The sequence below is a fragment of the Thiorhodococcus fuscus genome, assembly GCF_042682685.1.
Lineage (GTDB): Bacteria > Pseudomonadota > Gammaproteobacteria > Chromatiales > Chromatiaceae > Imhoffiella > Imhoffiella fuscus.
In genome coordinates this window covers 99,667-124,322 of sequence record NZ_JBHUHX010000036.1, presented here as the reverse complement: position 1 = coordinate 124,322, position 24,656 = coordinate 99,667, and the positions used below count along the sequence as shown (strand labels likewise).

Genomic DNA, 24,656 nt, shown 5'->3' with positions numbered 1-24,656 from the left:
TCTGCTCCAAAATATCTCAGGAAAAACAACGCACCATCGTACACTCAAAGTTCTGTGTAATGGGATGCGTTGAAGGAGAACCTAGCCCGGAAAGCCGTCGCGGGGTCAGCCCGCGTAGGGCGTAATAGCAATAGCGTATTGCGCCGCATGTTTGGCAGGCTGTTTACCCCAAGACACACCACACGCTGCATATCCCTCGCGCGTCGAATTGCGTCTTTGTTCCATCAATCTGATGGACCTGTGCCAATGTCCTTTCGGCGCAATACGCTGCGCTATTGCGCCATACGAACCGGCAAGGGCGACGCCGTTTGAGTTTTGTCGTTGGTATGCCAGCGGTCCGCTGTAGATGGCTCTTCCGGCATCGGCGATCAGGGCCCGGTTTCCGCTCCCTGTGCTCTCCTACCCACGTCTGCTTTCCCGATCTCGCGGTTTGACTCACAACAGCGAGATTATCCTTCTGGGGAGGGCTACAGCTTCATCCTGTACGGAAGGCTCGGGAATACCCCGGCATCCGCATTATTTTCCGATGCAGAAACTAGAGAAGATCCGCCCCAGCAGATCCTCCGAGGTCACCTCACCGGTGATCTCGCCGAGCATCTTCTGGGCGAGTAAGAGTTCCTCGGCGACCAGTTCGGGACCGAGCTGTCCTTCGAGGTTGCGTTGGGCCTCCAGCAGATGCTGTAGGCCGCGATTCAGTGCGTCGAGGTGGCGACGTCTGGCGATGAAGATGCCTTCGTGACCGGCGTCCAGCCCTGCACGATGTTTGAGGTGGGCGCGCAGCAGATCGAGCCCCTGTGCCGTGGCTACCGAGAGCGAGATTTCGACCTCCGAGTCGCGCTGCACGATTCCTGGTGATTCGTCGAGCAGGTCGATCTTGTTGCGGATGCGCACGACCGGAATCCCCGACGGCAGGGTTTCCGCGATGCTCGGATCCGGTCCGCTCTGGGCGTCATGGACCAGGAGCACGAGGTCCGCATCATCGAGCTGTTTGCGGGCGCGACGCACCCCTTCGCGCTCGACGGGGTCCTCGGTCGCGCGCAATCCGGCCGTATCCACGACGCGGATCGGCAGTCCGTCGATCTGGATGTCCTGGCGCAGCAGGTCGCGGGTCGTGCCGGGGATCGGGGTGACGATCGCGGCATCCGTGTCGGACAGTGCGTTCAGGAGGCTCGACTTGCCGACATTCGGGGCGCCGGCGATGACCACCACCAGCCCTTCGCGCAGCACCTGACCACGGTGCGCCTCTTCCAGAACTCGGCGGGTCATGGCGATGGCCCGATCCAGGTCCTCGGCGACGCTGGAGTCGGCCAGGAAGTCGATCTCTTCCTCGGGGAAGTCGAGCGCGGACTCGATGAAGATCCGAAGCTGGATGAGCGATTCGACCAGTGCCTGGATGCGCCGCGAGAATTCGCCTTGCAAGGTCCGTCCGGCGAGTCGCACGCCGAGCGCGGTCGAGCTTTCGATCAGGTCGGCGACGGCCTCGGCCTGGACCAGGTCGAGCTTGCCGTTGAGGAAGGCCCGCTCGGTGAATTCGCCTGGATGGGCCAGTCGCGCGCCCAAACCGAGACAGCGTTCGAGCAGCAGATCCATGACAACCGAGCCGCCATGTCCCTGGAGTTCGAGTACATCCTCGCCGGTAAAGGAACGAGGACCGGGGAAATAGAGCGCGATTCCTTCGTCGATGAAGCCGTTTTCGGCATCGCGAAAGACGCGGTAGGTGGCGGTGCGGGGGGAGGGGAGGGCGCCTGTAATGGCCTGGGCGATGGCCGAAACACGCGGTCCGCTGACTCGGACGATGCCGACACCCCCGACTCCCGGGGGTGTGGCAACGGCCGCGATGGTCTCTAGATCCGCCACGGTCTAGTGAAGCGGCGCGTTCAGCGACGCTTCTTGGCGGCTTCCTTCTCGATGGAGCGGGTGATGTGCCATTGCTGGGCGATCGACAGCAGGTTGTTGACCGTCCAGTAGAGCACCAGGCCCGACGGGAAGAAGGCGAAGAAGACCGTGAAGACGAACGGCAGGCTCATCATGATCTTGGCCTGCATCGGATCCGGCGGCGCGGGATTGAGCTTCTGCTGAACGAACATGGAGACGCCCATGATCAGCGGCAGCACATAGTAGGGATCCGGCGCGGACAGGTTGTTGAGCCAGAGCATGAAGGGCGCCTGACGCATCTCGACGCTGTCGAGCAGCACCCAGTAGAGCGAGATGAAGACCGGAATCTGGACCAGGATCGGCAAACAGCCGCCCAGCGGATTGATCTTCTCGGTCTTGTACATCTCCATCATCGCCTGATTCAGGCGCTGCTTGTCGTCACCGTAACGGTCCTTCAGCGCCTGCATGCGCGGCGTGAGCTGACGCATGTTGGCCATCGAGCGATAGCTGGTCTCGGACAGCTTGTAGAAGGCCAGCTTGATGAGGATGGTGAGGAAGATGATGGTCCAGCCCCAATTGCCGATCAACGCGTGGATATGGGTCATGACCCAGAAGATGGGCTGGGCGATGACGGTCAGCCAGCCGTAGTCGACGGCCAGATCCAGACCGGGGGCGATGGCAGCCAGCTGGTTCTGGAGCTTGGGTCCGATGAAGAGACGATCCTCAAAGGTATGGCTGACACCGGGCGCGACACTCACCGCAGGCGAGTACTGGCCGATGATGTAGCGCGAGTTGTCGAGGGCGTTGGTATAGAAGGTCTGCTGGGCACCCTGGGGAGGAATCCAGGCCGCCATGAAGTAGTGCTGGATCATGGCGACCCAGCCGTCGGAGACCGTCTTGTCCAGAGGACCCTTGGTCATGTCATCGAACGAGACCTTCTTGTATTTGTCCTCAGGGCTGTAATAGACACCGCCGGTATAGGTGTGGATAAAGCGCGCCTCATTGGGATCGTTCAGAGGCGTACGCTGGAGCTGCGTGTATTCGCGCGCGACGATCGGCTTATCGGAACCGTTGGTCAACGTTTGCGAGGCATGGATGAGGTAGCTGCCGCGCGTGAAACGATAGGTCTTGGTCACCTCCAGACCTGCCGCGTTCTTCCAGGTCAGAACGACGTCGAGCTGGCTGTCGTTCGACTCCAGTCGATAGCTGGGCTTGGCGCTCTGGAACAGACCCTCGTGGGTCGGCAGCCCGGCATCCTTGTCGCCGATCAGACCCGACTGGCTGATCAGCATGTTCGGAGGAACCGGCTTGAACAGACGGTATTTGTCCTCGGGTTTCTCCGGGACCACCGGGTAGTTCAGCAGCCAGGCGCTGGCGATGGTGCCGCCATGCGGAGAGATCTCGACCTTGAGCACGTCGGTCTCGACCAGAATCGGTCGTTCCGAGGCCGGGGTCGGGCCGGATCCGGCAGCGGGAACCGAGGTATCCGCGAGCGGGCCGACCTCGGGCAGGTCTGCCGGCGTCAGGGCCAAGGGCGCGCTGGACGCGGTGGAGGACTGGCTTTGCTCGGTCTGGGCGACCGGCTGGCCAACCTGCCCGTAATCCTGCTGCCAGGACTCGAAAATCAAGAAAAGCACTGCGGCGAGTGCGAGGAAAAGGATCAGGCGCTGGTTATCCATGAAGCTTGGTCTGCCTTTCGAGGGGAACTGGGTCGATGCCGCCCGGGTGCCAGGGATGGCATCGGGACAGGCGACGAAGAGCCAAGTAGGTGCCATAGACCACGCCGTGACGCTCGATGGCCTCGACAGCGTAATGAGAGCACGAAGGATAGAAGCGGCAATGGGGGCCGAGCAACGGGCTGATCAGGTACTGATAGACCCTGATCAACCCGATCAAGATGGGGCGCATGCTGTATTCCTGATGCTGGCCCAAGCTTGTGCTAAAGCCTGAAAGAGCCGTCGATTCGGAAGCGACTTAGCGTCATGCGAGCAGAGTACGACGACGTCGACCCCAGGAAGCTGTTCGTGATGGAGCCGGAAACTCTCTCGAACGATCCGTTTGAGTCGGTTCCGATCCACAGCACGCCGCGCACGCTTTTTGGCGATGGCAAGACCGAGCCGGGGTTCTTCAGATCCGTTTGGACGATAGAGCACCACGAAACCGGATTTTCCTGCCCGTAAAGGCTCGGCAAAGACGTGCCGAAACTGGGTCGCGTTCGTTAATCGTCGGCCGCGCGGGTGGCTGCGGTCAGGTCGGCCAGACGTTGACTCGCTCAGGGGATTAGACGAAGCCGACCCTTGGAACGACGGGCGGCGAGGACCTTGCGCCCATTGCGGGTCGCGCTGCGCGCGCGGTAGCCATGGGTACGAGCCCGCTTCAGGCGGCTGGGTTGAAAAGTGCGCTTCATGAACGGTACTCCGACGATGAACTGGTGTAGGGCCGACGAGGAGGCCAAAAAGGCCGCCATAAAAGGGCCGGAAATATATGCAATTTTCCAACGCGCGTCAATCAACTAGATCGGATTTTGGGCACGAAGGTTGTGGATAAGTCTAGCGCGGAACGCTAGACTGCTTGTCCATGTCCGTCGCGCGATCACCGAAGTGGGGGAGAGCGGGGACCGCGCACAGGGTCTTCGGCGCTTGACATGAGGTGGTATCGCGAACAGCGCGTGCCGTGGCAAATCACGCTAGGAATCGACCGTTGTCTGGAGTCGCCGTGGGTCTGTGGGATCAGTGTGTCAAGCAACTGAAGGGCGAATTGACATCGGCCGAATTCAACACCTGGATTCTACCGCTTCAGGCCCGCGTGGACGGCGGCCTGCTCCGTTTGCTCGCTCCCAACCGCTTCGTCCTCGAGTGGACACAGAAGCATTATGAGCGCAGATTGATCGAACTCTGCGCGCAATTCAGCGACGGAAGCGTCAGTCACATTGCCTTCGAGGTCGGAGGGCTCGACCGGGGAGGTGTCACGGTGGCGGGACGCAGCCGCTACGAGCCCCCCGCGCCGGCACCCGATCTGGGCGAGCGACGCGCAAGCGCGAATCTCAACTCGGACTTCACCTTCGACACCTTCGTCGAAGGCAAATCGAATCAGATTGCCCGCGCCGCCTCGATGCAAATCGGGCAGAACCCCGGAACGGCCTACAACCCGCTCTTCATCTATGGCGGCGTGGGTCTGGGCAAGACGCATCTGATGCATGCGGTCGGCAACGTCATCCTGGCCTCGAATCCCTCGGCGCGTGTCGTCTATCTGCATTCCGAGCGCTTTGTCGCGGAGATGATCAAGGCCCTGCAGCACAACCGGATCGATGAGTTCAAGAAGACCTATCGCTCGGTCAACGCCCTGCTGATCGACGATGTGCAGTTCTTCGCCGGGAAGGAGCGCTCGCAGGAGGAGTTCTTCCACACCTTCAACGCACTCTTCGAGTCACGCCAGCAGATCGTACTCTCCAGCGACCGCTTCCCGAAGGAGGTGGTCGGTCTTGAGGAACGTCTGAGGTCCCGTTTCGGTTGGGGGCTGACCGTCTCCATCGATCCGCCGGATCTGGAGACCAGCGTTGCGATCCTCCACTGCAAGGCGACCCAAATCGGCATCGAGCTTCCGGAGGACGTGGCCTTCTTCGTCGGCAGACGTATCCGGTCGAACATTCGCGAGCTTGAGGGCGCGCTACGGCGCTTGGTGGCGAATTCTCAGTTCACGGGAAAGCCCATCACGCTGGAGTTCGCGAAGCACGCCTTGAAGGACGTGCTGGCGGCTCAGGACAAACAGGTCAGCATCGAGAACATCCAGAAAACGGTCGCCGAGTATTTCAAGCTGCGGACCTCGGATCTGTTGTCGGCCAAGCGAAGCCGCTCGCTGGCCCGCCCGAGACAGATCGCGATGACGCTGGCCAAGGAACTCACGAAGCACAGCCTGCCCGAAATCGGTAACGCCTTCGGCGGTCGAGACCATACCACCGTTCTTCATGCCACCAGAAAAATCAAGAGCTTGCGTGACAGCGATGCCGGAATAGAAGAGGATTACAAAAACCTGTTGAGAATATTGACCTCTTAGCTGTGGAGAACCCGCAGCAAACCTGTGATGAACCTGTGCATAAGTTTTGGATGAAATAATTTGGCCCGAGGGCGACGATTTTATCCACAGCTTAATCACCGATAATCAAGAGGCAAAAACGTTCTCAACATGCTGTTTCAAAAACATATTTCGGCGAAACAGCGGTTATCCACAGGCATTACTATTAACGTTTAAATATATATATTTCCCCTTTGGAGATATTAATGGAATTCGTGGTCAACCGAGATACCTTGTGGCCAATCGTCGGAAGGGTGATCGGCGTCGTCGAGCGACGGCAAACCCTACCGATACTCGGAAATCTGATGGTGACGGCTCGTGACGGACTGGTTCGTTTCACAGGCTCGGATCAGGAAGTCGAGGTCACCGCCGAATGCGCTGCTGATGTGTCCGAGGAAGGGGAAACGACCGTGCCTGGTCGGAAGCTTGCAGATATCTGCCGCAGCCTGGACGAGGGCACGGACATCCGCTTCATGACGAAGAACGATCGCTGCGTCCTGACGGCGGGTCGTGGTCGCTTCGCTTTGGGAGTGCTGTCAGCAACGGACTACCCGCTGATGGAGGTGGAGCAGGGTGGCCGGGGAATTCCGCTGGCCGAGGGTGTACTGAAACGGCTGCTGGAGAAGACGGCGTTCGCCATGGCCCAGCAGGATGTGCGCTATTACCTGAACGGCCTGCTCGTGGAATTCCAGGGCACCAGCATGACGGCGGTGGCGACAGACGGGCATCGTCTGGCGCGATATCGCGTTCGATTGGGCGATGCCGATCTGGGCGAGGCGCGGCAGGTCATCGTGCCGAGCAAGACGGTACTGGAACTCAAGCGCCTCCTGGGGAATACCGAGGAGGTCGTGGATTTCTCGGTCGGCACCAAGAGCGTTCGAATCGCCGTTGGACAGACGACCATGGTTTCGAAGCTGGTCGACGGACGCTATCCCGACTACGAACGGGTGATTCCGCACAGCCTGGATAAAACCACCATCCTGAACAAGGACGAGTTGAAGAGCGCGCTGTCGAGGACGGCAATCCTCTCCAACGAGAAATATCGCGGCGTCCGTCTCGCCTTCGACGAAGGTGTTTTGCGTCTTCTGGCGCACAACCCGGAGCAGGAAGAGGCCGAGGAGGAGATCGAATCGGATTATTCGGGAGCCTCGATTTCGATTGGCTTCAATGTCGCCTATCTCATGGATGTTCTCAATGCGATCGACGCGGAGAAGGTCCAAGTGCAATTCCAGGACGCGAACAGCAGTTCGATCTGGCGGGGATTGGACTCGGAAGACGAGACCTATGTGGTCATGCCCATGCGGCTTTGAGACAGGCGTTGACGACCGCAACGGCTGACACATGGGGTCGAATTGGCTCGTCGGACTCGATGTCGAGGGACTGAGAAACATCCAGCGCGCTCGTCTGGAGGGCGATGCCCCGCTGGTTTGGCTGTTTGGAAAAAACGGCGCGGGGAAGTCGACGGTCCTGGAGGCGATCTATCTACTCGCACGTGGCAGAACCTATCGCGGCACCAAGTTCGGTCCAGTCGTGAACCGAAACATGCGGTCGACCCAAATCAGGGGATGTTTCTCGGTCGACGTCGAGACCTCGGTCGAGATTCGATATCGCCAGGACGGAACGGGCAGTGACAGGGAGACGGTTCCTCCCGATGCATTCGGCATGGAGCGGACGGGCTCGTGGTTTCCGCTCAAGCTGGTGACCGACAATCCGCAGGGGCTGATCGAAGGGGATCCTCAACTTAGACGCCTGTTTCTCGACTGGAACGGATTGCTGTGGAACAACCGACTCGGGGAGGCCCGACGGACATTTCAACGAGTACTGACTCAGCGGAACGCCGCACTGAAAGGCGGCGGAAGATATTCAGGCGAGTGGGACCGCGCCTTCGTCGAAACCGGTGAAACGGTCGACGCACTCAGATCCGATTTTGTATCCCCGTTGCAATCGGCGTTCGACGCCTTGAAGGGGACCTTTCGCTTCCTGGACGACGTGGAACTGGTCTACGAACGCGGATGGCGAAAGGACCTGGGTTTGGGTGAAGCGCTGGACGCGGTCAGATCCCAAGAGACGGCTAGAGGCTTCTCGGTCGTCGGACCACATCGGGCCGACCTTCTGCTCTTGAGGGACGGACGTCGGGCGGCCTTCTCGCGGGGCCAGATGAAGGTCCTCGTCTGCTTGCTGCAACTGGCATGCGAGGGATTGCATGTCGGGAAGGGCTTGGAACGCGCGATCTGGCTCTTGGACGACATCGAGTCGGACCTGGACGAGGATAATGCGCGTTCGGTCTGGTCGCTCTTCGTCGAGACAGGATCCCAGTTGTTCGCGACCGGAGTGTATCCGAGATCCAAGGTGCTGGATGTGCAACACCAGCGTGCGATGTTCCACGTGGAACATGGTGCCCTGACAAGACAGGATTGAGCCTCAAAGCTCCTCAAGACCCCTATCGCACATCGTCATATCCCCTTCACTTATAATCAAGGAGGTCCTTCTTTTTCCTCCAAATCCATCTTGGCCTTCGCTCGGCCCGAACCAATGACCGGGGAACGCAATCGCTGGGAGGTTCCCGACGCTCACGCTTACTGTCAGCGAGCGCGAGCGCAGCTTTCCATTCTTTTACCGCCATCAGTCAAGTAGGTCCAATGACGTACGACTCCAACAACATCAAGGTCCTCCGCGGATTGGACGCGGTCCGCAAACGCCCTGGGATGTACATCGGTGATACCGACGACGGCACCGGACTACATCACATGGTCTTCGAGGTCGTAGACAACTCCATCGACGAGGCGCTCGCCGGATATTGCACCAGCGTGAGCGTCACCCTGCATCGCGACGGCTCGGTCTCCGTTCGGGACAATGGTCGAGGGATCCCAGTCGATCTGCACGCGGAGGAAAACCGTTCCGCTGCCGAGGTCATCATGACCGTCCTGCACGCGGGTGGAAAATTCGACGATAACTCCTACAAGGTTTCCGGCGGACTCCATGGTGTCGGCGTCTCCGTCGTCAACGCCTTGTCCGAGCGTCTACTGCTCCGAATCTGTCGTGGCGGTCATATCCATCAGCAGGAGTACCATCTCGGGGTGCCCCAGAGTCCGCTGGAGATCACAGGGGATACGCCGGATACGGGAACCGAAATTCGCTTCTACCCCTCTGGCGAAATCTTCACCAACCTGGAATTCCATTACGACATCCTGGCCCGCCGCTTGCGCGAGCTGTCCTTTCTGAATTCGGGGGTTCGGATCTCGCTCACGGAGGAAGACAGCGGTCGCTCGGATACCTTCGAGTACCACGGCGGCATCCGCGCATTCGTGGAACATCTCAACAAGAACAAGGATCCGGTTCATCCAACCGTGTTCTATTTCACGGCAGAGAACCAGTCGATCAGTGTCGAGCTCGCTATCCAGTGGAACTCCAGTTATCAGGAGACCATTTTCTGCTACACGAATACGATTCCGCAGAAGGATGGAGGCACCCATCTTGCGGGTCTCCGCGCCGCACTCACGCGAACCCTAAATTCCTATATCGAACGTGAAGGGCTCGAACGTAATCAGAAGGTTCGCCCGGTCGGCGACGATGCGCGCGAAGGACTGACCGCCGTGCTTTCGGTCAAGGTTCCCGACCCCAAGTTTTCCTCTCAGACCAAGGACAAGCTGGTCTCGTCCGAGGTGAAGGGCGTCGTCGAATCGCTGGTCTCGGAAAGGCTCGACACCTTCCTTGAGGAGCAACCGGTCGAGGCCAAGGTGATCGCCAACAAAATGCTCGAGGCCGCGCGTGCACGCGAGGCCGCGCGCAAGGCGCGTGAGATGACACGCCGCAAAGGCGTACTCGATGTCGCTGGATTGCCGGGAAAGCTCGCCGATTGTCAGGAGAAGGATCCCGCAAAATCCGAACTCTATCTGGTCGAGGGCGACTCCGCAGGCGGCTCGGCGAAGCAGGGACGAGATCGAGCCTTTCAGGCCATCCTGCCGCTGAAGGGCAAGATTCTGAATGTCGAGAAGGCACGCTTCGACAAGATGCTCTCGTCCGTCGAGGTCGGCACCCTCATCACGGCCTTGGGATGCGGCATCGGTCGAGAGGAATACAATCCGGACAATCTCCGCTATCACCGCATCATCATCATGACCGATGCCGATGTCGATGGCGCCCACATCCGAACCCTGTTGCTCACGTTCTTCTACCGCCAGATGCCCGAACTGGTCGAACGCGGACACATCTATATCGCACAGCCGCCGCTGTTCAAGATCAAGCGCGGGAAATACGAGGAGTATCTGCTGGACGAGGGCGCGCTCAATCGCGCCATGCTTCAGGCGGCGCTTGAGGACGCGGATCTCTTCGTCAACGAGGACGCGCCCCCGCTATCGCGAACCGCATTGGAATCGCTGGCCCAGGACTACCAGCTATTCATGGGGATCGTTCGTCGCCTGGCTCATCGCTACGATGCGAACTTCCTGACGACCCTTCCCGAAGTCGCGCCGTTCGACGAGTCGGTACATTCGAATGCCCAGCGGCTGGACGAATGGTGCAAGGCGGTCGAGGTGGGCTTGAACACCGACGGTCAGGCAGCCGTACACTATCGGCTGCGTTATTCACAGGCGACGGACGAGACATCCGCTGGAATCGAGGTCATCCGCCTGATCCACGGGATTCCGGAGACGCGCGTCGTACCCATCGAGTTTTTCCAGACGTCCGACTATGCCAAGTTGGTCGAGTTCGGCGTGAAGACGGAGGGGCTCCTCCATCCAGGTGCCTACATCAAACGCGGGGATCGTCGCTGTACGATTGAGGATTTGGGAAGCGGTATCCGCTGGCTGCTGGCCGAGGCGCAACGCGCCTACAACATTCAGCGATACAAAGGACTTGGAGAGATGAATCCGGATCAGCTTTGGGAAACCACCATGAATCCCGAGCTTCGTCGCTTGCTTCAGGTCACGATCGAGGACGCCGTGGCTGCGGATCAGATCTTCACCACCCTCATGGGCGATCAAGTCGAGCCTCGGCGCCTTTTCATCGAGAGAAATGCGTTGAACGTCGAGAACCTCGACGTCTGACCTCGACTCGGCGCAACACCTCACGATAGATCCTGCCGGACTCAATCGCCCGGCAGGATCGCACCCTCCTCAGACAGCTGTCTTCAGCTGACCGAACCGATCCGGAAGCGATGCCACGGTGGACTCGATCCAATGCTCTACCTCGGCATTGATTTCGGTCGCCTTCTTGCCGTCCGTCTGCATGAGTGGACCGATCACCACGTCGATGGTCCCCGGATATTTCAGGATGCTCCTACGTCCCCAGAACTCGCCGGCATTATGGGCGATGGGAATCACCGCTTTGTCGCAACGCTCAGCGAGCAAGGCACCACCGATTTCATAACGCTGCTGGGTGCCGGGAGCAACGCGCGTTCCTTCCGGAAACACGATGATCCAGCGGCCCTTTTTAGCCGCCACCTGTCCCTCGCGAATCAGCTTGCTCATGGCCCTGCGGCCGTCGGAGCGTCGAATGGCGATGGATTGGAAACGCTTCAGCGCCCAGCCGAAAAGCGGGATCTGCGTCAGTTCCTGTTTCAGCACCCAGGTCTGATTGCACGGCAGAAACGCCCGCAGCGCGATCGTTTCCCAGGCGGACTGATGCTTCGCCAGCACCACGACCGATTCTTGTGGCAGGTTCTCGAATCCCTTGACTCGGTAGTCGAGACGACAGAACGTGCGAAGCGCCCAGAGATTGGCGTATCCCCAGGCGTTCCCCAGCCGATCGGTCGGTGGATTGCGAAGAATCAGGTCCAGGATCAGGATGACGCTCGAATAATAGAGACTGGAAGCGATCAGGAAGATCTGAAATAACAGCGAGCGAAGTAGGATCATAGACAACCTTCGTTGTTCAAAAGGGCATCGGCCGCAGCTGCGAGATCTCGATAGATCGGCAGGTTCGCACCCCATTTGGTGTTCTTTTCATCGTCGAGCGAGACGAGCGTCTTTTCGCCCTTTCCGGTCCTAACGAGGATCGGGAAGGCCCCGGCCGATCGTGCCGCTTCAATATCCGAGAGCGAATCTCCGATGAAGGGCACGCCAGCCAGGTCCAGGCTCAGTCGCTCGGCAATCTCCTCCAGCAAGGCGATTCCCGGTTTCCGACAGCGGCACCCATCGCTCGGCGTATGGGGACAGAAGGCGATCATGTCGATTCGGCCTCCTTGCGCCGACACCAGATCCCGCATCCGCTGGTGCATTGCATTCAGATCGACGAGGGAGAAATAGCCCCGACCCAACCCGGACTGATTGGACGCGACCGCGATCCGCAACCCGGCCCGAGACAATCGCGCGATGGCTTCGATGCTGCCGGCGATCGGCCTCCAGTCGGACAGACAGCGGATATAGCGGTCGGAGTCCTGGTTGATGACACCATCGCGATCCAAAATGACGGCCCGGCCGGTCAAGTCGGGACACCGCATCATTGAAGCCGAGAGATGTCGGCCACCTGTAGAAAGAGCTCCGCGACGGATGCCAGGAGTCGGATACGGTTGTTGCGGACCGCCTCGTCATCCGCCATCACCATCACATCGGTGAAGAAGCGGTCGATGTCAGCCCTCAGATCGGCGAGACACTCCAAGGTTTCCACATAGTTGCCCTTCTCGATCAGGGGCTGGACCTGGCTCCTCAGAGCGGCGACCTTGTCGGCCAATGCGATTTCGGCTGGATCCGAAAGCAAGTCCGAATCCAATCGAGTATCCGCAATCGCCCCGCTGTCGGCCTTCGCCAGGATGTTGCGAATGCGCTTGTTGGCGGCGGCGAGTTCCGGTGCCGCTGACAGCGTTTGGAAGCGGGATACGGCGGCGACGCGTCGATCGATGTCGAAAGCGTTGCTTACCCCGACCTGGATCACCGCGTCCACGACATCGGCCGAAATCTCCCGATCGCCGTAATAACCGTGCAGCCGCTCCAGCATATACTCGAGCACGGTACTGGAGGTGTCGTCCGCAATGACGCCCGCCGGGAAACCCTCCGCTGCGGTTTGCAGCAGATCCTTGAGATCGAGGTCCACGGGCGTCTCGATGAGAATGCGCAGCACGGCGATCGAGGCCCGTCTGAGCGCATAGGGATCCTTCGTCCCCGTCGGTCGCAAGCCGATACCGAAGATGCCAACGAGGGTATCGATCCGATCCGCGATCGCCAGGGCTAGACCGCAAGCACTGGAAGGCAAGACATCGCCAGCGAATCGCGGCAGATACTGCTCCTGCATGGCGCTGCAGACACAGGGATCCTCGTTGGAATGCGCCGCGTAGTACTGCCCCATGATTCCCTGCAGACCAGGAAACTCATAGACCATCGAACTCACCAGATCGCACTTGGCAAGTTCGGCCGCGCGCTGCACCAGTTCGGGATCGGCCTGGACGCTGGCTGCCAGATGACGCCCCAAACGGGCGACGCGGGCGCTCTTGTCCGCGATGGTTCCCAGCTTCTCTTGAAAGACGACCGTCTCCAGTCGCTGAGCGAAGGCGTCAAGCGGCTGCTTGATATCCTGCGACCAGAAAAAGGCGGCGTCGGAGAATCGGGGGCGAATGACGCGCTCGTTGCCTTCGCGGACCCGATCGGGATCCTGGCTCTCCAGGTTGGTGACGACGATGAAGGCCGACTGAAGTCTCCCCTCGGCATCTTCGACGGGAAAATATTTCTGGTTGGTCTGCATCGTCTCGATCAGAACCTCAGGAGGGATCTCCAGAAATTTCTCGTCGAAATGACAGAGTAGAGTCTGAGGCCATTCGACCAGCGCAGCGACCTCCTCCAACAGACCCGGATCGATACGTGGAACCAACCCCTGCTCGGAGGCCATGGTCCGGATTTGCTTTTCGATCGATGTCTTACGGGCCTCGAATGAGGGTACGACATAAGCCTCGGCGCTTAGACGCGCTTCGTAGCTCGCCGCCTCTTCGATCGTGATGGCATCGGGATGATGGAAGCGATGCCCGTAGGTGACCGGGGCCGAGGTCAGACCGAGCACGGAACCCTCGATCGGGGTCGCGCCAATAACCAGACACACCCAATGCACCGGACGCACGAATTCCTCGTTGCCAGCGCCCCAGCGCATGCGCTTGGGGATCGGTAGGGCCGCGAGTGCCTTTTCTGCGACGTCTGGCACCAAGGTCGCCGTGTCTTGACCCGGGATCAGGCTCTTGTAGATGAGCCACTCGCCCTTTTCGGACACCTCCCGTCCCAGATCCGTTACCTCGACGCCACAGGAACGCGCGAACCCTTGGGCTGCGGGCGTCGGGTTTCCCGAAGCGTCGAACGCCGCTCGCACGGCGGGACCTCGGCGCACGCTCTCCTGATCCGCCTGACGGGTCTGGAGGTCCCGCACCAAGACGGCCAGACGTCTTGGCGTCGCGAATCGCTCGATGGCGCGGTACGAAATCCCGTAGCCCTCGAACTGGGATCCCACCGCATCGGCGAAGGCCTTGGAGAGCTTCGGCAGGGCGATCGGCGGGAGTTCCTCCGTCCCTATCTCGATCAAGAGGTCAGCGAATGTATCCAAAATCATCTCCCAATCACTGCGTCAACATGGGGAAGCCGAGCGCTTCCCGTTTTTCGTAATAGGCCTGTGCGACCGCCCGAGACAGCGCCCTCACCCGAAGGATGAATCGCTGACGCTCCGTGACCGAGATGGCACCGCGCGCGTCCAGCAGATTGAAGGTATGCGAGGCCTTCAGGACCTGATCGTAGGCGGGCAGAGGCAGTCCATTCTCGATCAGGCTGGTGCTGACGCGCTCGCAGGTATCGAACAGATCGAACAGTGCGGCGACATCCGCATGCTCGAAGTTGTATGTCGACTGCTCGACCTCGTTCTGATGGAAGACGTCGCCATAGGTGACCGTGCGCTCGGGCGTGCGGCTCCAGACCAGGTCGTAGACGCTCTCCACGTTCTGCAGATACATGGCGATGCGCTCGAGGCCGTAGGTGATCTCGCCGGTGACCGGACGGCAGTCCAGACCGCCGACCTGTTGGAAGTAGGTGAACTGAGTCACCTCCATCCCGTTGAGCCAGACCTCCCAGCCCAAACCCCAGGCACCGAGTGTCGGCGATTCCCAGTTGTCCTCGACGAAGCGAATATCGTGCACCGAGGGATCCAGTCCCAGGCGACGGAGCGAGCTCAGATAGAGATCCTGGATGTCGATCGGTGACGGCTTGAGCACCACCTGGAACTGGTAATAGTGCTGCAGTCGGTTTGGGTTCTCGCCGTAGCGGCCGTCGGTCGGTCGGCGCGACGGTTGAACGTAGGCGCTTCGCCATGGCTCGGGGCCGATCGAGCGCAGAAAGGTGGACGGATGGAAGGTGCCGGCTCCGACCTCCATGTCCAGCGGCTGAACGATGACGCAGCCCAACTCGGCCCAGTATCGTTGCAGTGCAAATATGAGACCTTGAAAGGTCCCGAGATCCTCGGATTCTAGATTCAAAGGGGTCTCCTTCATCCAGGTTATGTGGAAAAATCCTGCAGTATATTCGGTCGCCGATTCGTCCGTGCCGGCAGGGCGGAAATTCGGTGCGGGCCTGTGGGGAAAAACGGGTTCCATTGCATTGGAGCCAATAGGATACCCCTCGGCGTCGCGCGCCGTGCGCCCACCGCCGACCAAGGGAAGACTTCTTGGGTCGAGACGGGTCTCGCGTTCTCCAGGCGTCCCTCGGCGCGAATCACGCCAAGGTCGACCCACCCCGAGAGGCACGTCTCATACACCGCGTGACACCCTGGCTCCGCTATACTGAGCCGCTCGCTCCAACATTCGTCTCGACGACCGAGTACCGTGTCCAAGGAAAACCAAACTCAGATCGACCGCACTCAGGCAGTGACCCGCACGGCTGTGGGTGGCGCCATCGTCAATCTTCTTCTGTCGGTGCTCAAGGTGGTCGTGGGGCAGCTCGGCCATTCCCAGGCGCTCATCGCCGACGGCATCCATTCGCTCTCCGATCTGCTCTCCGATCTGCTGGTCCTCATCGCCGGCCACCATGCGAGCCAGGAGGCGGATCGCGATCATCCCTACGGCCACGCACGCTACGAGACGGTCGCGACCCTCGCTTTGGGGTTCCTGCTGTTCGGCGTCGCCATCGGTATCGGCTGGGATGCCGCCGAGCGACTCTTTCAGCCCGAAGAACTCCTTCGCCCAGAACTCTCCGCCTTGGTCGTGAGCCTGTTTTCGATCGGCGTGAAGGAATGGCTCTATTGGTGGACCCTCGGCTATGCCAAGCGGGTCAAGTCGGATCTGCTGAGAGCCAATGCCTGGCATCATCGCTCCGACGCCATCTCCTCGATCGTGGTCTTCATCGGCGTTCTCGGCACCATGGCCGGACTTCCCTATCTGGACGCCATCGCCGCCATCCTCGTCGCGGTCATGATTGCCAAGATCGCCTGGGAGCTCGGCTGGGAGGCAACCAACGAACTGGTCGACACCGGACTGGAGGCCTCTCGTCTGAAAGACGTCACGGATACCATCTGTTCGGTCGGCGGCGTCCGTTCCATCCATATGCTGCGAACCCGGCGCTCCGGCGGGCGGGCCTCGGCCGACGTTCACGTCCTGGTCGATCCCTACGTCAGCGTTTCGGAGGGGCATATGGTCAGCGTTCTGGTGGAGCAGCGCCTGAAACGTCAGATTGCCGAGATCACGGACGTCACGGTGCATATCGATCCAGAGGACGATGAGACCATTCCGGCCGGTCCGCTTCTGCCACTTCGCGCCGAGGCGCTGGCCATCATCGCCTCGGCCTGGTCGGCGATTCCGGCGGCTTGCGAACGCGAGCGTGTCGTCTTCCACTATCTGGGAGGCAAAATCGATATCGACGTCTATTTGCCGATATCGGCTTGCCTGAGAAAGGGCTGGGATCCCTCCGGTTTGAGGAACGAGCTCCAGAACGCCCTGGCCCAAGAACCGGCCTTCGGGCGTGTTCGGATCTACTATGGGTGACTTTATGCGCTATATTGGTGCGCTCGCTCGTCATCAGGTACGTTATTGGTGCAATTCTGGGCTCGCATGTGCCGCAGCGTCTGATGACCACTCATCCATACGGGATCGCAACCAGGTAGCGTCGGCACCTTATGCAAGGTATATCCCAATTAAATCATCCTATTAGACCGTTAGTGCGCATGCCTCCATCCCCGAACCATGAGGTCAACCCGAGCCACCTGACAAGGCGGATGCTTGGCGTATTCATTGCATACGGCCAGCGAGACCATTGAGTGGGCCAACCGCCCAACCCCGAGTCCCCTCGCGGACAGAGCCGACGGCTCCATCCGACCTCTTCAGGGATTTCGATAGCGGCTCGTGCAACTCAATCGGCGACCTGTTACGCTCCGGCGCCGGGTGCGATGCCTTCTGTGAGCCCGTCTCTCGACTCGGCGTCCAGAATCGCGTCTGCCGGAACAGATTTTGAGAAAACTGCATCGGAGACTGCCAAATGACAGATGTCATTAAGATGATCAAAGACAACGAAGTGAAGTTCGTCGACCTTCGCTTCACGGATACTCGCGGCAAGGAGCAGCACGTCTCCATGCCCGCCAGTGTCATCGACGAAGACATGTTCAAGGACGGCAAGATGTTCGACGGTTCGTCGATCGCCGGCTGGAAAGGCATCGAGGCATCCGACATGGTGCTCATGCCCGAGGCGGACACTGCGGTCATCGACCCCTTCTCCGACGAGAACACCCTGATCATCCGCTGCGACATCCTCGAACCGGACACCATGATCGGCTACGAGCGCGATCCGCGTTCCGTCGCCAAGCGCGCCGAGGCTTACCTCAAGTCCACCGGTATCGCCGACACCGCCTATTTCGGGCCCGAGCCGGAATTCTTCGTCCTCGACGACGTCCGTTGGGGCTCCGACATGTCGGGTTCCTTCTATAAGATCGACTCCGAAGAGGCCGGCTGGAATTCCGAGCGCGTCTTCCCCGACGGCAACATGGGTCATCGTCCTGGCGTCAAGGGTGGTTACTTCCCGGTTCCCCCGGTCGACTCCCTCAACGATCTGCGTGCGGCCATGTGTCTCACCCTCGAAGAGATGGGCGTTGGGGTCGAGGTTCATCACCACGAAGTGGCGACCGCAGGTCAGTGTGAGATCGGCACCAAGTTCGACACCCTGGTGGCCCGCGCCGACCAGAACCAGATCCTCAAGTACGTCATCCAGAACGTCGCTCACGCCTATGGCAAGACAGTGACCTTCATGCCCAAGCCGCTGGTCGGCGACAACGGCAACGGCATGCACGTCCACCAGTCCCTGTCGAAGGATGGCCAGAACCTCTTCGCAGGCGACAAGTACGCCGGTCTGTCCGACAACGCGCTCTACTACATCGGCGGCATCATCAAGCACGCCCGTGCACTGAACGCCCTGACCAACGCCTCGACCAATTCCTACAAGCGTCTGGTCCCCGGCTTCGAGGCTCCGGTCATGCTGGCCTACTCGGCTCGCAACCGTTCGGCGTCGATCCGTATCCCGCACTGCGCCAGCCCCAAGGGCCGTCGCATCGAGGTGCGTTTTCCCGACTCGACCGGTAACCCCTATCTGTCGTTCTCCGCGATGATGCTGGCCGGTCTCGACGGCATCATGAACAAGATCCATCCCGGCGACTCAATGGACAAGGACCTCTACGACCTGCCGGCCGAAGAGGCGAAGGCTATCCCGACCGTGTGCTCCTCGCTCGACATGGCCCTGGAAGCACTCGACAAGGACCGCGAGTTCCTGACCGCTGGCGGCGTCTTCTCCGACGACCTGATCGACAGCTACATTAAGCTGAAGATGGATGAAGTGACCCGGCTGCGGATGACGACGCACCCCGTCGAGTTCGACATGTACTACAGCCTCTGATCGGATCGATCGTCATTCGGTATTAAGAATGACCGGGTGCATGGACGCACCCAATATCCGCCCGTCCTATCGCCACACTGGGCGACTGCACCAAACCCTCCGTTCGCCTGCATATGCCGGGCGTCCCTCGATAGCCCCCTCGCAGCGATGCGTTTCGTCGCTATTCGGGCGCGAAAGCACTCCCGATCCTCCAGCATGCGGAATCGCCCCCAAGCCTAAAACTTGGCTCGCTTATTGCTTTTATAGGTCAGGATCCCGATCCTTAGACATGATCGAATCACCTCGTCGTTGCCACTCACCTTCGGTTCAGGATCGAAACCGATTTCGTCAACGAGCGACGACGCAGCGAACATCTATCTGGATTACGCCTCATGACGATTCCGCCAACGGTCAGACCGGCCATTGAGAGGATGATTCTGGATCATCTCAATACGGCAGTGATGCTGTTTGACAAGGACTTAACCCTTCGGTACATCAATCCGGCGACCGAAATTCTGTTCGAGGTCAGTTCGCGCCACCTGATCGGGCAAACGGCGGGCGTGCTTTTGCCCTGTCCTGGAAACCATGCCTTGGAACGCCTCACCGCTGCGCTGAACTCCCGCCACCCCTTCACCGAACGGGAGATCAACATCACAGTCGCGGACGGACGCACCAAAACGGTGAACTGTACGGTTCTGCCTTTGCATCATGATGATGCAGGCGATGAACTGCTGGTCGAGCTCTATCAAGTTGATCGCCAACTCCGCATCACCCGCGAGGAGCAACTGCTGACCCAGCATCAGGCGGCGCAGGCGCTGATCAAGGGACTCGCCCACGAGATCAAAAATCCGCTTGGTGGACTGCGTGGAGCGGCTCAGCTACTCGAACAGGAACTGCCAGACCCCGCATTGCGCGAATACACCCGGATCATCATCGAAGAGGCGGACCGGCTTCAGGCGCTGATGAACCGGATGATCGGTCCGAATCTCATGCCGCGTCGCGGAATGCTCAACATTCACGACGTCATCGAGCACGTCCGAGGGCTGCTGCTGGCTGAATTCCCGCGTGGCCCCGTGATGCTGCGCGACTATGACCCGAGCATCCCGGATTTCATGGCCGATCAAGACCGCCTGATCCAGGCGTTCCTCAATCTCGCCCGCAATGCCGCAGCAGCGGCCGGGCTCGACGGTTGTGTCGAATTCCGAACCCGCGTCCTGCGCCAGTTCACGATCGGCAATCGGCGTCACCGCCTGGTTCTGCTGACCCAGATGCGTGACAACGGACCGGGAATCCCCGAAGAGATTCGCGATCAGATTTTCTTTCCGATGGTTTCCGGGCGCCAGGGCGGAACCGGTCTGGGTCTGTCGATCGCGCAAGAACTGATCAACCAGCACGGTGGGCTCATCGAATGCGAGAGTCGACCCGGAGAGACGACCTTTTGTGTCTACCTGCCCCTGGAGTGCGACCATGAATAGAGAGCCCAAGGTGTGGGTCATCGATGACGATCGCTCGATTCGCTGGGTGCTGGATCGAGCCATGCGCAAGGCTGAGATGAACGTCACCTGCTTTTCGAACGGGGTGGGCGTCATGGAGGCCCTGCAGCAGGAGCAACCGGATGTCATCCTCACCGATATCCGCATGCCCGGCGTCGATGGTCTAGATCTGCTCCGCCAGGTCTCCGCCCGCTATCCGGGGCTGCCGGTCATTATCATGACGGCCCACTCCGATCTGGACAGCGCCGTATCGGCCTTTCACGGCGGGGCGTTCGAATATCTGCCGAAGCCGTTCGATCTGGACGAGGCGGTCTCCCAGGTCAGGCGGGCCTGCAGACGCGGCCGCGAGGATCGCACCGAGGAGATCAGTGCGCCGAAGGGGCCGGACATCATCGGCGAGGCGCCCGCGATGCAGGATGTGTTTCGCGCCATCGGACGTTTGGCGCGATCCAACATTACGGTCCTCATCAACGGGGAGTCCGGCACGGGCAAGGAGTTGGTCGCGCATGCGCTGCATCGTCACAGCCCGCGCAGCGATTGTCCCTTCATCGCCCTGAACATGGCGGCGATCCCACGCGATCTGTTGGAGTCGGAGCTGTTCGGTCACGAGCGCGGCTCCTTCACCGGCGCTCAGGCGCGTCGAGAGGGACGTTTCGAGCAGGCCGATGGCGGCACGCTGTTCCTCGACGAGATCGGCGACATGCCCGCCGAACTCCAGACGCGCCTGCTGCGAGTGCTCGCCGATGGCGAATTCTATCGTGTCGGCGGTATCTCCCCCATCAAGGTCGATGTGCGCATCATCGCGGCGACTCATCAGAACTTGGAAGATCTGGTTCGACAGGGCCGTTTTCGCGAAGACCTGTTCCACCGCTTGAACGTGATCCGGATCCATCTCCCTGCGCTGCGCGATCGGCGCGAGGACGTTCCGCTTCTCATGCGTCATTTCCTGGCCCAGGCCGCGCAGGAGTTGAGCTGCGAACCAAAGGTTCTGCTGGCCGACGCGATCGAGCACCTCAAGCGACTGGACTGGCCAGGGAACGTGCGTCAGTTGGAGAATACGGCTCGCTGGGTGACGGTCATGGCATCGAGCAAGCACATCCATGCCGAGGATCTGCCGCCGGAGCTCAACGCCTCCTTTCCCAACCAGGTGGCCGACGAATCCTGGGAGAGCGTCTTTCGGCGCTGGGCGAGACAGAGCCTCAAGCAGGGCAGGGAGAATATCCTGGACACCGCATTGCCCGCCTTCGAGCAGGTCCTCATCCAGACCGCGCTGGAGCATACCGGTGGGCGGCGCCAGGAGGCCGCGCGCTTGCTCGGATGGGGGCGCAACACCTTGACACGCAAGATCAAGGAACTGGGGCTGGATACGGACAACGAGACGTCCGAGGCCCTCTCGAACGAACATTGATACCCAACACGATGGGTCGGCACTTTATGGAGACCGCTATTGGATAACATCAGCATCGAGCTGAAGGGTTCGGAGATCGCAGCGATCGATTGTCGAGACGGTCTGTTGACCATCGAGTTCTCGCGCGCCTATCTGATCAAGACGATGACGGGTTCGCACGAACGGACGCGCTGGTGGCAGGCCGGAAGCCTGATGATCGATGGGGCGGTTCTAGAGGGGGAAACGCCCGATTGTCCCTTGATCTGCTCCGGAGGCGACATCGAGGAGAACATCTACACCTACCGAGACATGATCCCCATTCCGCTCGACAGCCGTGGTCACGTCCGCTGCGAGCTCGGCTTCTCTGGTCTCGAATCCCGTCTCGTCGCAACGGGAACCGCCATTCGTCTCCTGATGCGCGAGACGCCCAAATACATCGAGCATCTCCGATCGAACGGAAGCGCCTGATCCGATCTCCATCCTAATAACGAAAAACCCGCGCCTCGGCGCGGGTTTTTCGTTTCGCTCGTCTCGTTCCGCGTGTGCCGCGGAGCCCCTCGCTCAGAAGCGGGCGGAGCCGACGATCTCATGGGCGAGATCCACGACGCGAGTAGCCATCTCCTGATACTCCTGACGGTAGTCCGCCAGCAATCCTTCGGTCGATGCCCAGTAGTCCTTTCCTGAGACGCCGTTCTCGTGCTCGTAAGCGATGAATTTCTTCTGCATTTCGAGCATCTTGTCGATCAGATCTTGCTTTTCTTGTTTCAGCGCCGCGATATCGGTCATGGATGTGTCCCCCATCATGAATAAACCGAAGATGCAAGGCAGTTTCGGTAGATACGGATTTTTTAATATATCATGGGACTCGGAAAAACAGTCAACTCAAAGACATCGCATCCCGAACGAGCCCGCCCCTTCGCCCATGTTCGATATCATCCTCTATCAGCCGGAAATTCCGCCCAATACCGGCAACATCATGCGTTTGAGCGTCAATGTCGGCGCTCGTCTGCACCTGACTCGACCGCTCGGGTTTTCGCTCGACGATCGACTGCTTCGCAGGGCGGGACTGGATTATCGCGAATGGGCGGATGTGCGGCTGCATGACTCGCTCGACGCCTGTCTCGAACAGATCGCCCCGTCGCGCATCTTCGCCGCAACGACGCGAGGGACGGTCGCCCATACGGAACCGACCTATCGGGAGGGAGATGCCTTTCTGTTCGGACCTGAAACGCGCGGTCTACCCAGCGAGATTCTAGAGGAGATTGCTGGCGACCGGCGGCTCTATGTCCCGATGCGTCCGGACAACAGGAGCCTGAACCTGTCGAACTCGGTCGCGGTGATCCTGTTCGAGGCCTGGCGTCAGCTTGGATTCGAGGGGGCGGGGCGACGTCCAGAGACCGCGACACCCTGATCGAGCGTCGCGGATTCGATCTCAGCCGAATTCGGGTTTCGGGTCGCGTTCCAGCAGCGCCTTGGTGGCCTGTTCCGGCGAGATCCCATCGTAGAGGACCCGGTAGACCTGCTCGCTGATCGGCATCTCGATGCCGAGCCGCTCCGAGAGCCGGTGAATGGCCAGTGCGGTCACGACCCCCTCAACCTCCTGACCGATCTCGGACTTCGCCTGCTCGATCCCCTTGCCGCTCGCGAGGGCCAAACCCATGCGCCGATTGCGCGATTGGTTATCGGTGCAGGTCAGAACCAGATCGCCGATTCCGGCGAGCCCCATGAAGGTCTCGGTCCGGCCACCGAGCGCCGTTCCAACCCGAATGAGCTCGGCGAGCCCGCGCGTGATGATCGCCGCCCGGGTGTTGGCGCCAAAGCCCAGTCCATCGGCGATGCCGGTCGCGATGGCGAGCACGTTCTTGGCGGCACCGCACATCTCGACACCCACCATGTCCGAGCTCGTATAGGCACGGAAGCGGTCGCCGTGAAGCAGCAATGCGATCCGCTCGGCGAAGCTCTCGGACGAGGAGGCGACCGTGATGGCCGTGGGCAGGCCCCGCGCGACCTCCAAAGCGAAGCTGGGACCGGACGCGACGGCAAGTGGGCGATCGCCGAGGCACTCTCGGGCGATCGTATGCAGCAACTGACCGGAGCGCGAATCCAGACCCTTGGTCGCCCAGGCGACGCCCATGTCCTGGGGAAGGCGCTCCGCTAGGGCCGAAGCGACCGACTCGAAGGCCATGCTGGGAACAACGACCAGACAATCGGTCGCATCCGAGAGCGCTTCGTCGAGCGAATCGGTCGGAATCAGCTCCGAGGGCAGGGGAAAGCCCGGCAGGAACTGCCGATTCTCGCTGTCACGCCGGATGGCCTCGACCTGAGCGGCCTCATGCCCCCACAAACGGACCCGATGACCGTTGCGGCAGAGTTGGAGAGCCAGGGCGGTTCCCCAGGAACCTGGCCCCAGCAGCGCGACCGTCGCCTTCGTCGAGCCGTTCACGCCGACCTCTTTGCTCAATGGTGGCTCGGCTGAGCGCCGCCGGCCTGGCCTTGCTCTGCGGCCTGTTTCTGATGCTGAGCGTACAGCAGGTCGAAGTTCACGTGCTGAAGGACCAGCTGGGGATAGCTGCCCTTCACGACCAGATCCGTCACGACTTCACGTGCATAGGGGAAGAGCAGGGTTGGGCAATAGGCGCCGAGCAGCGGTCCCATTTCTTCCTCGGAGAAGCCGTTGGCGCTGAAAATGCCTGCCTGCTGCACCTCGACGACGAATGCGACCTTGTCATCGACCTTCGCATTGACCGTGACGGACAGCACCACCTCGAAGATGTTGTTATCGAGCGGATTGACCTTGGTGTTGAGATTCATCTCGTGCTTCGGGTTCCACTCGCCACGAAAGATCTGGGGGGCGTTCGGAGACTCGAAGGAGACGTCCTTGGTGTAGATGCGCTGAACGGAAAACTGACGCTCTGCGGATGGCTGTTCGTTTTCTGCCATATTTCGATGTCCTGGTTTCTGTGAGGTGAGGTGTTTCCGGTGAAATCGAGGGCGAGGAAATGTCCGAGGCGGACGGCGGCG

General features: G+C 60.4%; 22 protein-coding genes. 10 read left to right on the top strand and 12 right to left on the bottom strand.

Annotation, left to right across the window (positions count from 1 at the left end; translation table 11 throughout):
• Positions 1–516: 516 nt before the first annotated feature.
• Genes mnmE through rpmH form a run of 5 tightly spaced genes read right to left on the bottom strand, consistent with a single transcriptional unit; the run spans position 517 to position 4,282 of the window.
• On the bottom strand, positions 517–1,857 hold the full coding sequence (mnmE, locus tag ACFSJC_RS13375; protein WP_386027417.1) for a tRNA uridine-5-carboxymethylaminomethyl(34) synthesis GTPase MnmE: 1,341 nt from the start codon (positions 1,855–1,857) through the stop codon (positions 517–519).
• Between the two features lie 20 nt (positions 1,858–1,877).
• A complete protein-coding gene (yidC, locus tag ACFSJC_RS13370; protein WP_386027415.1) occupies positions 1,878–3,554 on the bottom strand; it encodes a membrane protein insertase YidC in 1,677 nt (558 codons plus the stop codon).
• The gene (gene yidD, locus ACFSJC_RS13365) at positions 3,547–3,783 is read right to left on the bottom strand and encodes a membrane protein insertion efficiency factor YidD (protein ID WP_007040864.1); all 237 of its coding nucleotides are present in this window, start codon (positions 3,781–3,783) and stop codon (positions 3,547–3,549) included. Before yidD ends, yidC begins: the two co-directional genes overlap by 8 nt.
• Positions 3,768–4,151: a ribonuclease P protein component gene (gene rnpA, locus ACFSJC_RS13360; protein WP_386027426.1), complete on the bottom strand. Its 384-nt coding sequence runs from the start codon at positions 4,149–4,151 to the stop codon at positions 3,768–3,770. The genes yidD and rnpA overlap by 16 nt, the downstream gene beginning before the upstream one ends.
• A complete protein-coding gene (gene rpmH, locus ACFSJC_RS13355) occupies positions 4,148–4,282 on the bottom strand; it encodes a 50S ribosomal protein L34 (protein WP_386027414.1) in 135 nt (44 codons plus the stop codon). Before rpmH ends, rnpA begins: the two co-directional genes overlap by 4 nt.
• Positions 4,283–4,590: 308 nt before the next feature.
• Here rpmH and dnaA point away from each other — a divergent pair, with 308 nt between their 5' ends.
• From dnaA to gyrB, 4 genes are all read left to right on the top strand, one after another.
• Entirely contained in the window at positions 4,591–5,928 is a 1,338-nt protein-coding gene (gene dnaA / locus ACFSJC_RS13350; protein ID WP_386027424.1) for a chromosomal replication initiator protein DnaA, read from the top strand.
• A 224-nt stretch (positions 5,929–6,152) separates the two neighbouring features.
• Positions 6,153–7,256: a DNA polymerase III subunit beta gene (gene dnaN, locus ACFSJC_RS13345; RefSeq protein WP_386027413.1), complete on the top strand. Its 1,104-nt coding sequence runs from the start codon at positions 6,153–6,155 to the stop codon at positions 7,254–7,256.
• A 31-nt stretch (positions 7,257–7,287) separates the two neighbouring features.
• Entirely contained in the window at positions 7,288–8,364 is a 1,077-nt protein-coding gene (gene recF, locus ACFSJC_RS13340) for a DNA replication/repair protein RecF (protein WP_386027411.1), read from the top strand.
• A 221-nt stretch (positions 8,365–8,585) separates the two neighbouring features.
• Positions 8,586–10,991: a DNA topoisomerase (ATP-hydrolyzing) subunit B gene (gene gyrB, locus ACFSJC_RS13335; protein ID WP_386027410.1), complete on the top strand. Its 2,406-nt coding sequence runs from the start codon at positions 8,586–8,588 to the stop codon at positions 10,989–10,991.
• Positions 10,992–11,060: 69 nt separating this feature from the next.
• On the opposite strand, the gene ACFSJC_RS13330 is transcribed toward gyrB, so the two are convergent.
• From ACFSJC_RS13330 to glyQ, 4 genes are read right to left on the bottom strand one after another with little or no spacing between them, the layout of a single operon-like run.
• A complete protein-coding gene (locus ACFSJC_RS13330) occupies positions 11,061–11,801 on the bottom strand; it encodes a lysophospholipid acyltransferase family protein (protein WP_386027408.1) in 741 nt (246 codons plus the stop codon).
• On the bottom strand, positions 11,798–12,385 hold the full coding sequence (gene gmhB / locus ACFSJC_RS13325) for a D-glycero-beta-D-manno-heptose 1,7-bisphosphate 7-phosphatase (RefSeq protein ID WP_386027423.1): 588 nt from the start codon (positions 12,383–12,385) through the stop codon (positions 11,798–11,800). The genes ACFSJC_RS13330 and gmhB overlap by 4 nt, the downstream gene beginning before the upstream one ends.
• On the bottom strand, positions 12,385–14,469 hold the full coding sequence (gene glyS, locus ACFSJC_RS13320; protein WP_386027407.1) for a glycine--tRNA ligase subunit beta: 2,085 nt from the start codon (positions 14,467–14,469) through the stop codon (positions 12,385–12,387). The genes gmhB and glyS overlap by 1 nt, the downstream gene beginning before the upstream one ends.
• 7 nt (positions 14,470–14,476) lie before the next feature.
• Complete coding sequence (glyQ, locus tag ACFSJC_RS13315; protein WP_386027406.1) at positions 14,477–15,382, bottom strand: glycine--tRNA ligase subunit alpha; 906 nt, start codon at positions 15,380–15,382, stop codon at positions 14,477–14,479.
• A 345-nt stretch (positions 15,383–15,727) separates the two neighbouring features.
• On the opposite strand from glyQ, the gene ACFSJC_RS13310 reads away from it, so the two are divergent.
• The 5 genes from ACFSJC_RS13310 (at position 15,728) to ACFSJC_RS13290 (ending at position 22,103) form a co-directional block, all read left to right on the top strand.
• Positions 15,728–16,882 (top strand): cation diffusion facilitator family transporter, encoded by a 1,155-nt coding sequence (locus ACFSJC_RS13310; protein ID WP_386027405.1) that lies wholly within the window; start codon positions 15,728–15,730, stop codon positions 16,880–16,882.
• Between the two features lie 490 nt (positions 16,883–17,372).
• Positions 17,373–18,776 carry a glutamate--ammonia ligase gene (gene glnA, locus ACFSJC_RS13305; protein ID WP_386027403.1) on the top strand — a complete coding sequence of 468 codons (1,404 nt, stop codon included), beginning with the start codon at positions 17,373–17,375 and terminating at the stop codon, positions 18,774–18,776.
• A 371-nt stretch (positions 18,777–19,147) separates the two neighbouring features.
• Complete coding sequence (gene glnL / locus ACFSJC_RS13300) at positions 19,148–20,230, top strand: nitrogen regulation protein NR(II) (RefSeq protein WP_386027402.1); 1,083 nt, start codon at positions 19,148–19,150, stop codon at positions 20,228–20,230.
• A complete protein-coding gene (gene ntrC / locus ACFSJC_RS13295; RefSeq protein ID WP_386027401.1) occupies positions 20,223–21,656 on the top strand; it encodes a nitrogen regulation protein NR(I) in 1,434 nt (477 codons plus the stop codon). Before glnL ends, ntrC begins: the two co-directional genes overlap by 8 nt.
• A 39-nt stretch (positions 21,657–21,695) precedes the next feature.
• On the top strand, positions 21,696–22,103 hold the full coding sequence (locus tag ACFSJC_RS13290; protein ID WP_386027400.1) for a hypothetical protein: 408 nt from the start codon (positions 21,696–21,698) through the stop codon (positions 22,101–22,103).
• Positions 22,104–22,196: 93 nt separating this feature from the next.
• On the opposite strand, the gene ACFSJC_RS13285 is transcribed toward ACFSJC_RS13290, so the two are convergent.
• On the bottom strand, positions 22,197–22,421 hold the full coding sequence (locus ACFSJC_RS13285; protein ID WP_386027399.1) for a hypothetical protein: 225 nt from the start codon (positions 22,419–22,421) through the stop codon (positions 22,197–22,199).
• A 136-nt stretch (positions 22,422–22,557) separates the two neighbouring features.
• Between ACFSJC_RS13285 and ACFSJC_RS13280 the strand changes: the two genes are divergently transcribed.
• Positions 22,558–23,046, top strand: a complete 489-nt coding sequence (locus ACFSJC_RS13280) for a tRNA (cytidine(34)-2'-O)-methyltransferase (protein WP_386027398.1) — start codon at positions 22,558–22,560, stop codon at positions 23,044–23,046.
• A 21-nt stretch (positions 23,047–23,067) separates the two neighbouring features.
• Here ACFSJC_RS13280 and ACFSJC_RS13275 read toward each other — a convergent pair whose 3' ends face one another.
• Together ACFSJC_RS13275 and secB are read right to left on the bottom strand one after the other, a co-directional pair.
• Positions 23,068–24,096: an NAD(P)H-dependent glycerol-3-phosphate dehydrogenase gene (locus tag ACFSJC_RS13275; protein WP_386027397.1), complete on the bottom strand. Its 1,029-nt coding sequence runs from the start codon at positions 24,094–24,096 to the stop codon at positions 23,068–23,070.
• Positions 24,093–24,575, bottom strand: coding sequence for a protein-export chaperone SecB (gene secB / locus ACFSJC_RS13270; protein ID WP_386027396.1), 483 nt, complete (start codon positions 24,573–24,575; stop codon positions 24,093–24,095). Before secB ends, ACFSJC_RS13275 begins: the two co-directional genes overlap by 4 nt.
• Positions 24,576–24,656 lie beyond the last annotated feature (81 nt).

Excerpts from the sequence above, each read along its gene's own strand:
- yidC (WP_386027415.1), bottom strand. The coding sequence starts at position 3,554 with ATGGATAACCAGCGCCTGATCCTTTTCCTCGCACTCGCCGCAGTGCTT.
- yidD (WP_007040864.1), bottom strand. The coding sequence starts at position 3,783 with ATGCGCCCCATCTTGATCGGGTTGATCAGGGTCTATCAGTACCTGATC.
- rpmH (WP_386027414.1), bottom strand. The coding sequence starts at position 4,282 with ATGAAGCGCACTTTTCAACCCAGCCGCCTGAAGCGGGCTCGTACCCAT.
- dnaN (WP_386027413.1), top strand. The coding sequence starts at position 6,153 with ATGGAATTCGTGGTCAACCGAGATACCTTGTGGCCAATCGTCGGAAGG.
- recF (WP_386027411.1), top strand. The coding sequence starts at position 7,288 with ATGGGGTCGAATTGGCTCGTCGGACTCGATGTCGAGGGACTGAGAAAC.
- gyrB (WP_386027410.1), top strand. The coding sequence starts at position 8,586 with ATGACGTACGACTCCAACAACATCAAGGTCCTCCGCGGATTGGACGCG.
- ACFSJC_RS13330 (WP_386027408.1), bottom strand. The coding sequence starts at position 11,801 with ATGATCCTACTTCGCTCGCTGTTATTTCAGATCTTCCTGATCGCTTCC.
- gmhB (WP_386027423.1), bottom strand. The coding sequence starts at position 12,385 with ATGCGGTGTCCCGACTTGACCGGCCGGGCCGTCATTTTGGATCGCGAT.
- glyS (WP_386027407.1), bottom strand. The coding sequence starts at position 14,469 with ATGATTTTGGATACATTCGCTGACCTCTTGATCGAGATAGGGACGGAG.
- glnA (WP_386027403.1), top strand. The coding sequence starts at position 17,373 with ATGACAGATGTCATTAAGATGATCAAAGACAACGAAGTGAAGTTCGTC.
- glnL (WP_386027402.1), top strand. The coding sequence starts at position 19,148 with ATGACGATTCCGCCAACGGTCAGACCGGCCATTGAGAGGATGATTCTG.
- ntrC (WP_386027401.1), top strand. The coding sequence starts at position 20,223 with ATGAATAGAGAGCCCAAGGTGTGGGTCATCGATGACGATCGCTCGATT.
- ACFSJC_RS13285 (WP_386027399.1), bottom strand. The coding sequence starts at position 22,421 with ATGACCGATATCGCGGCGCTGAAACAAGAAAAGCAAGATCTGATCGAC.
- ACFSJC_RS13280 (WP_386027398.1), top strand. The coding sequence starts at position 22,558 with ATGTTCGATATCATCCTCTATCAGCCGGAAATTCCGCCCAATACCGGC.
- secB (WP_386027396.1), bottom strand. The coding sequence starts at position 24,575 with ATGGCAGAAAACGAACAGCCATCCGCAGAGCGTCAGTTTTCCGTTCAG.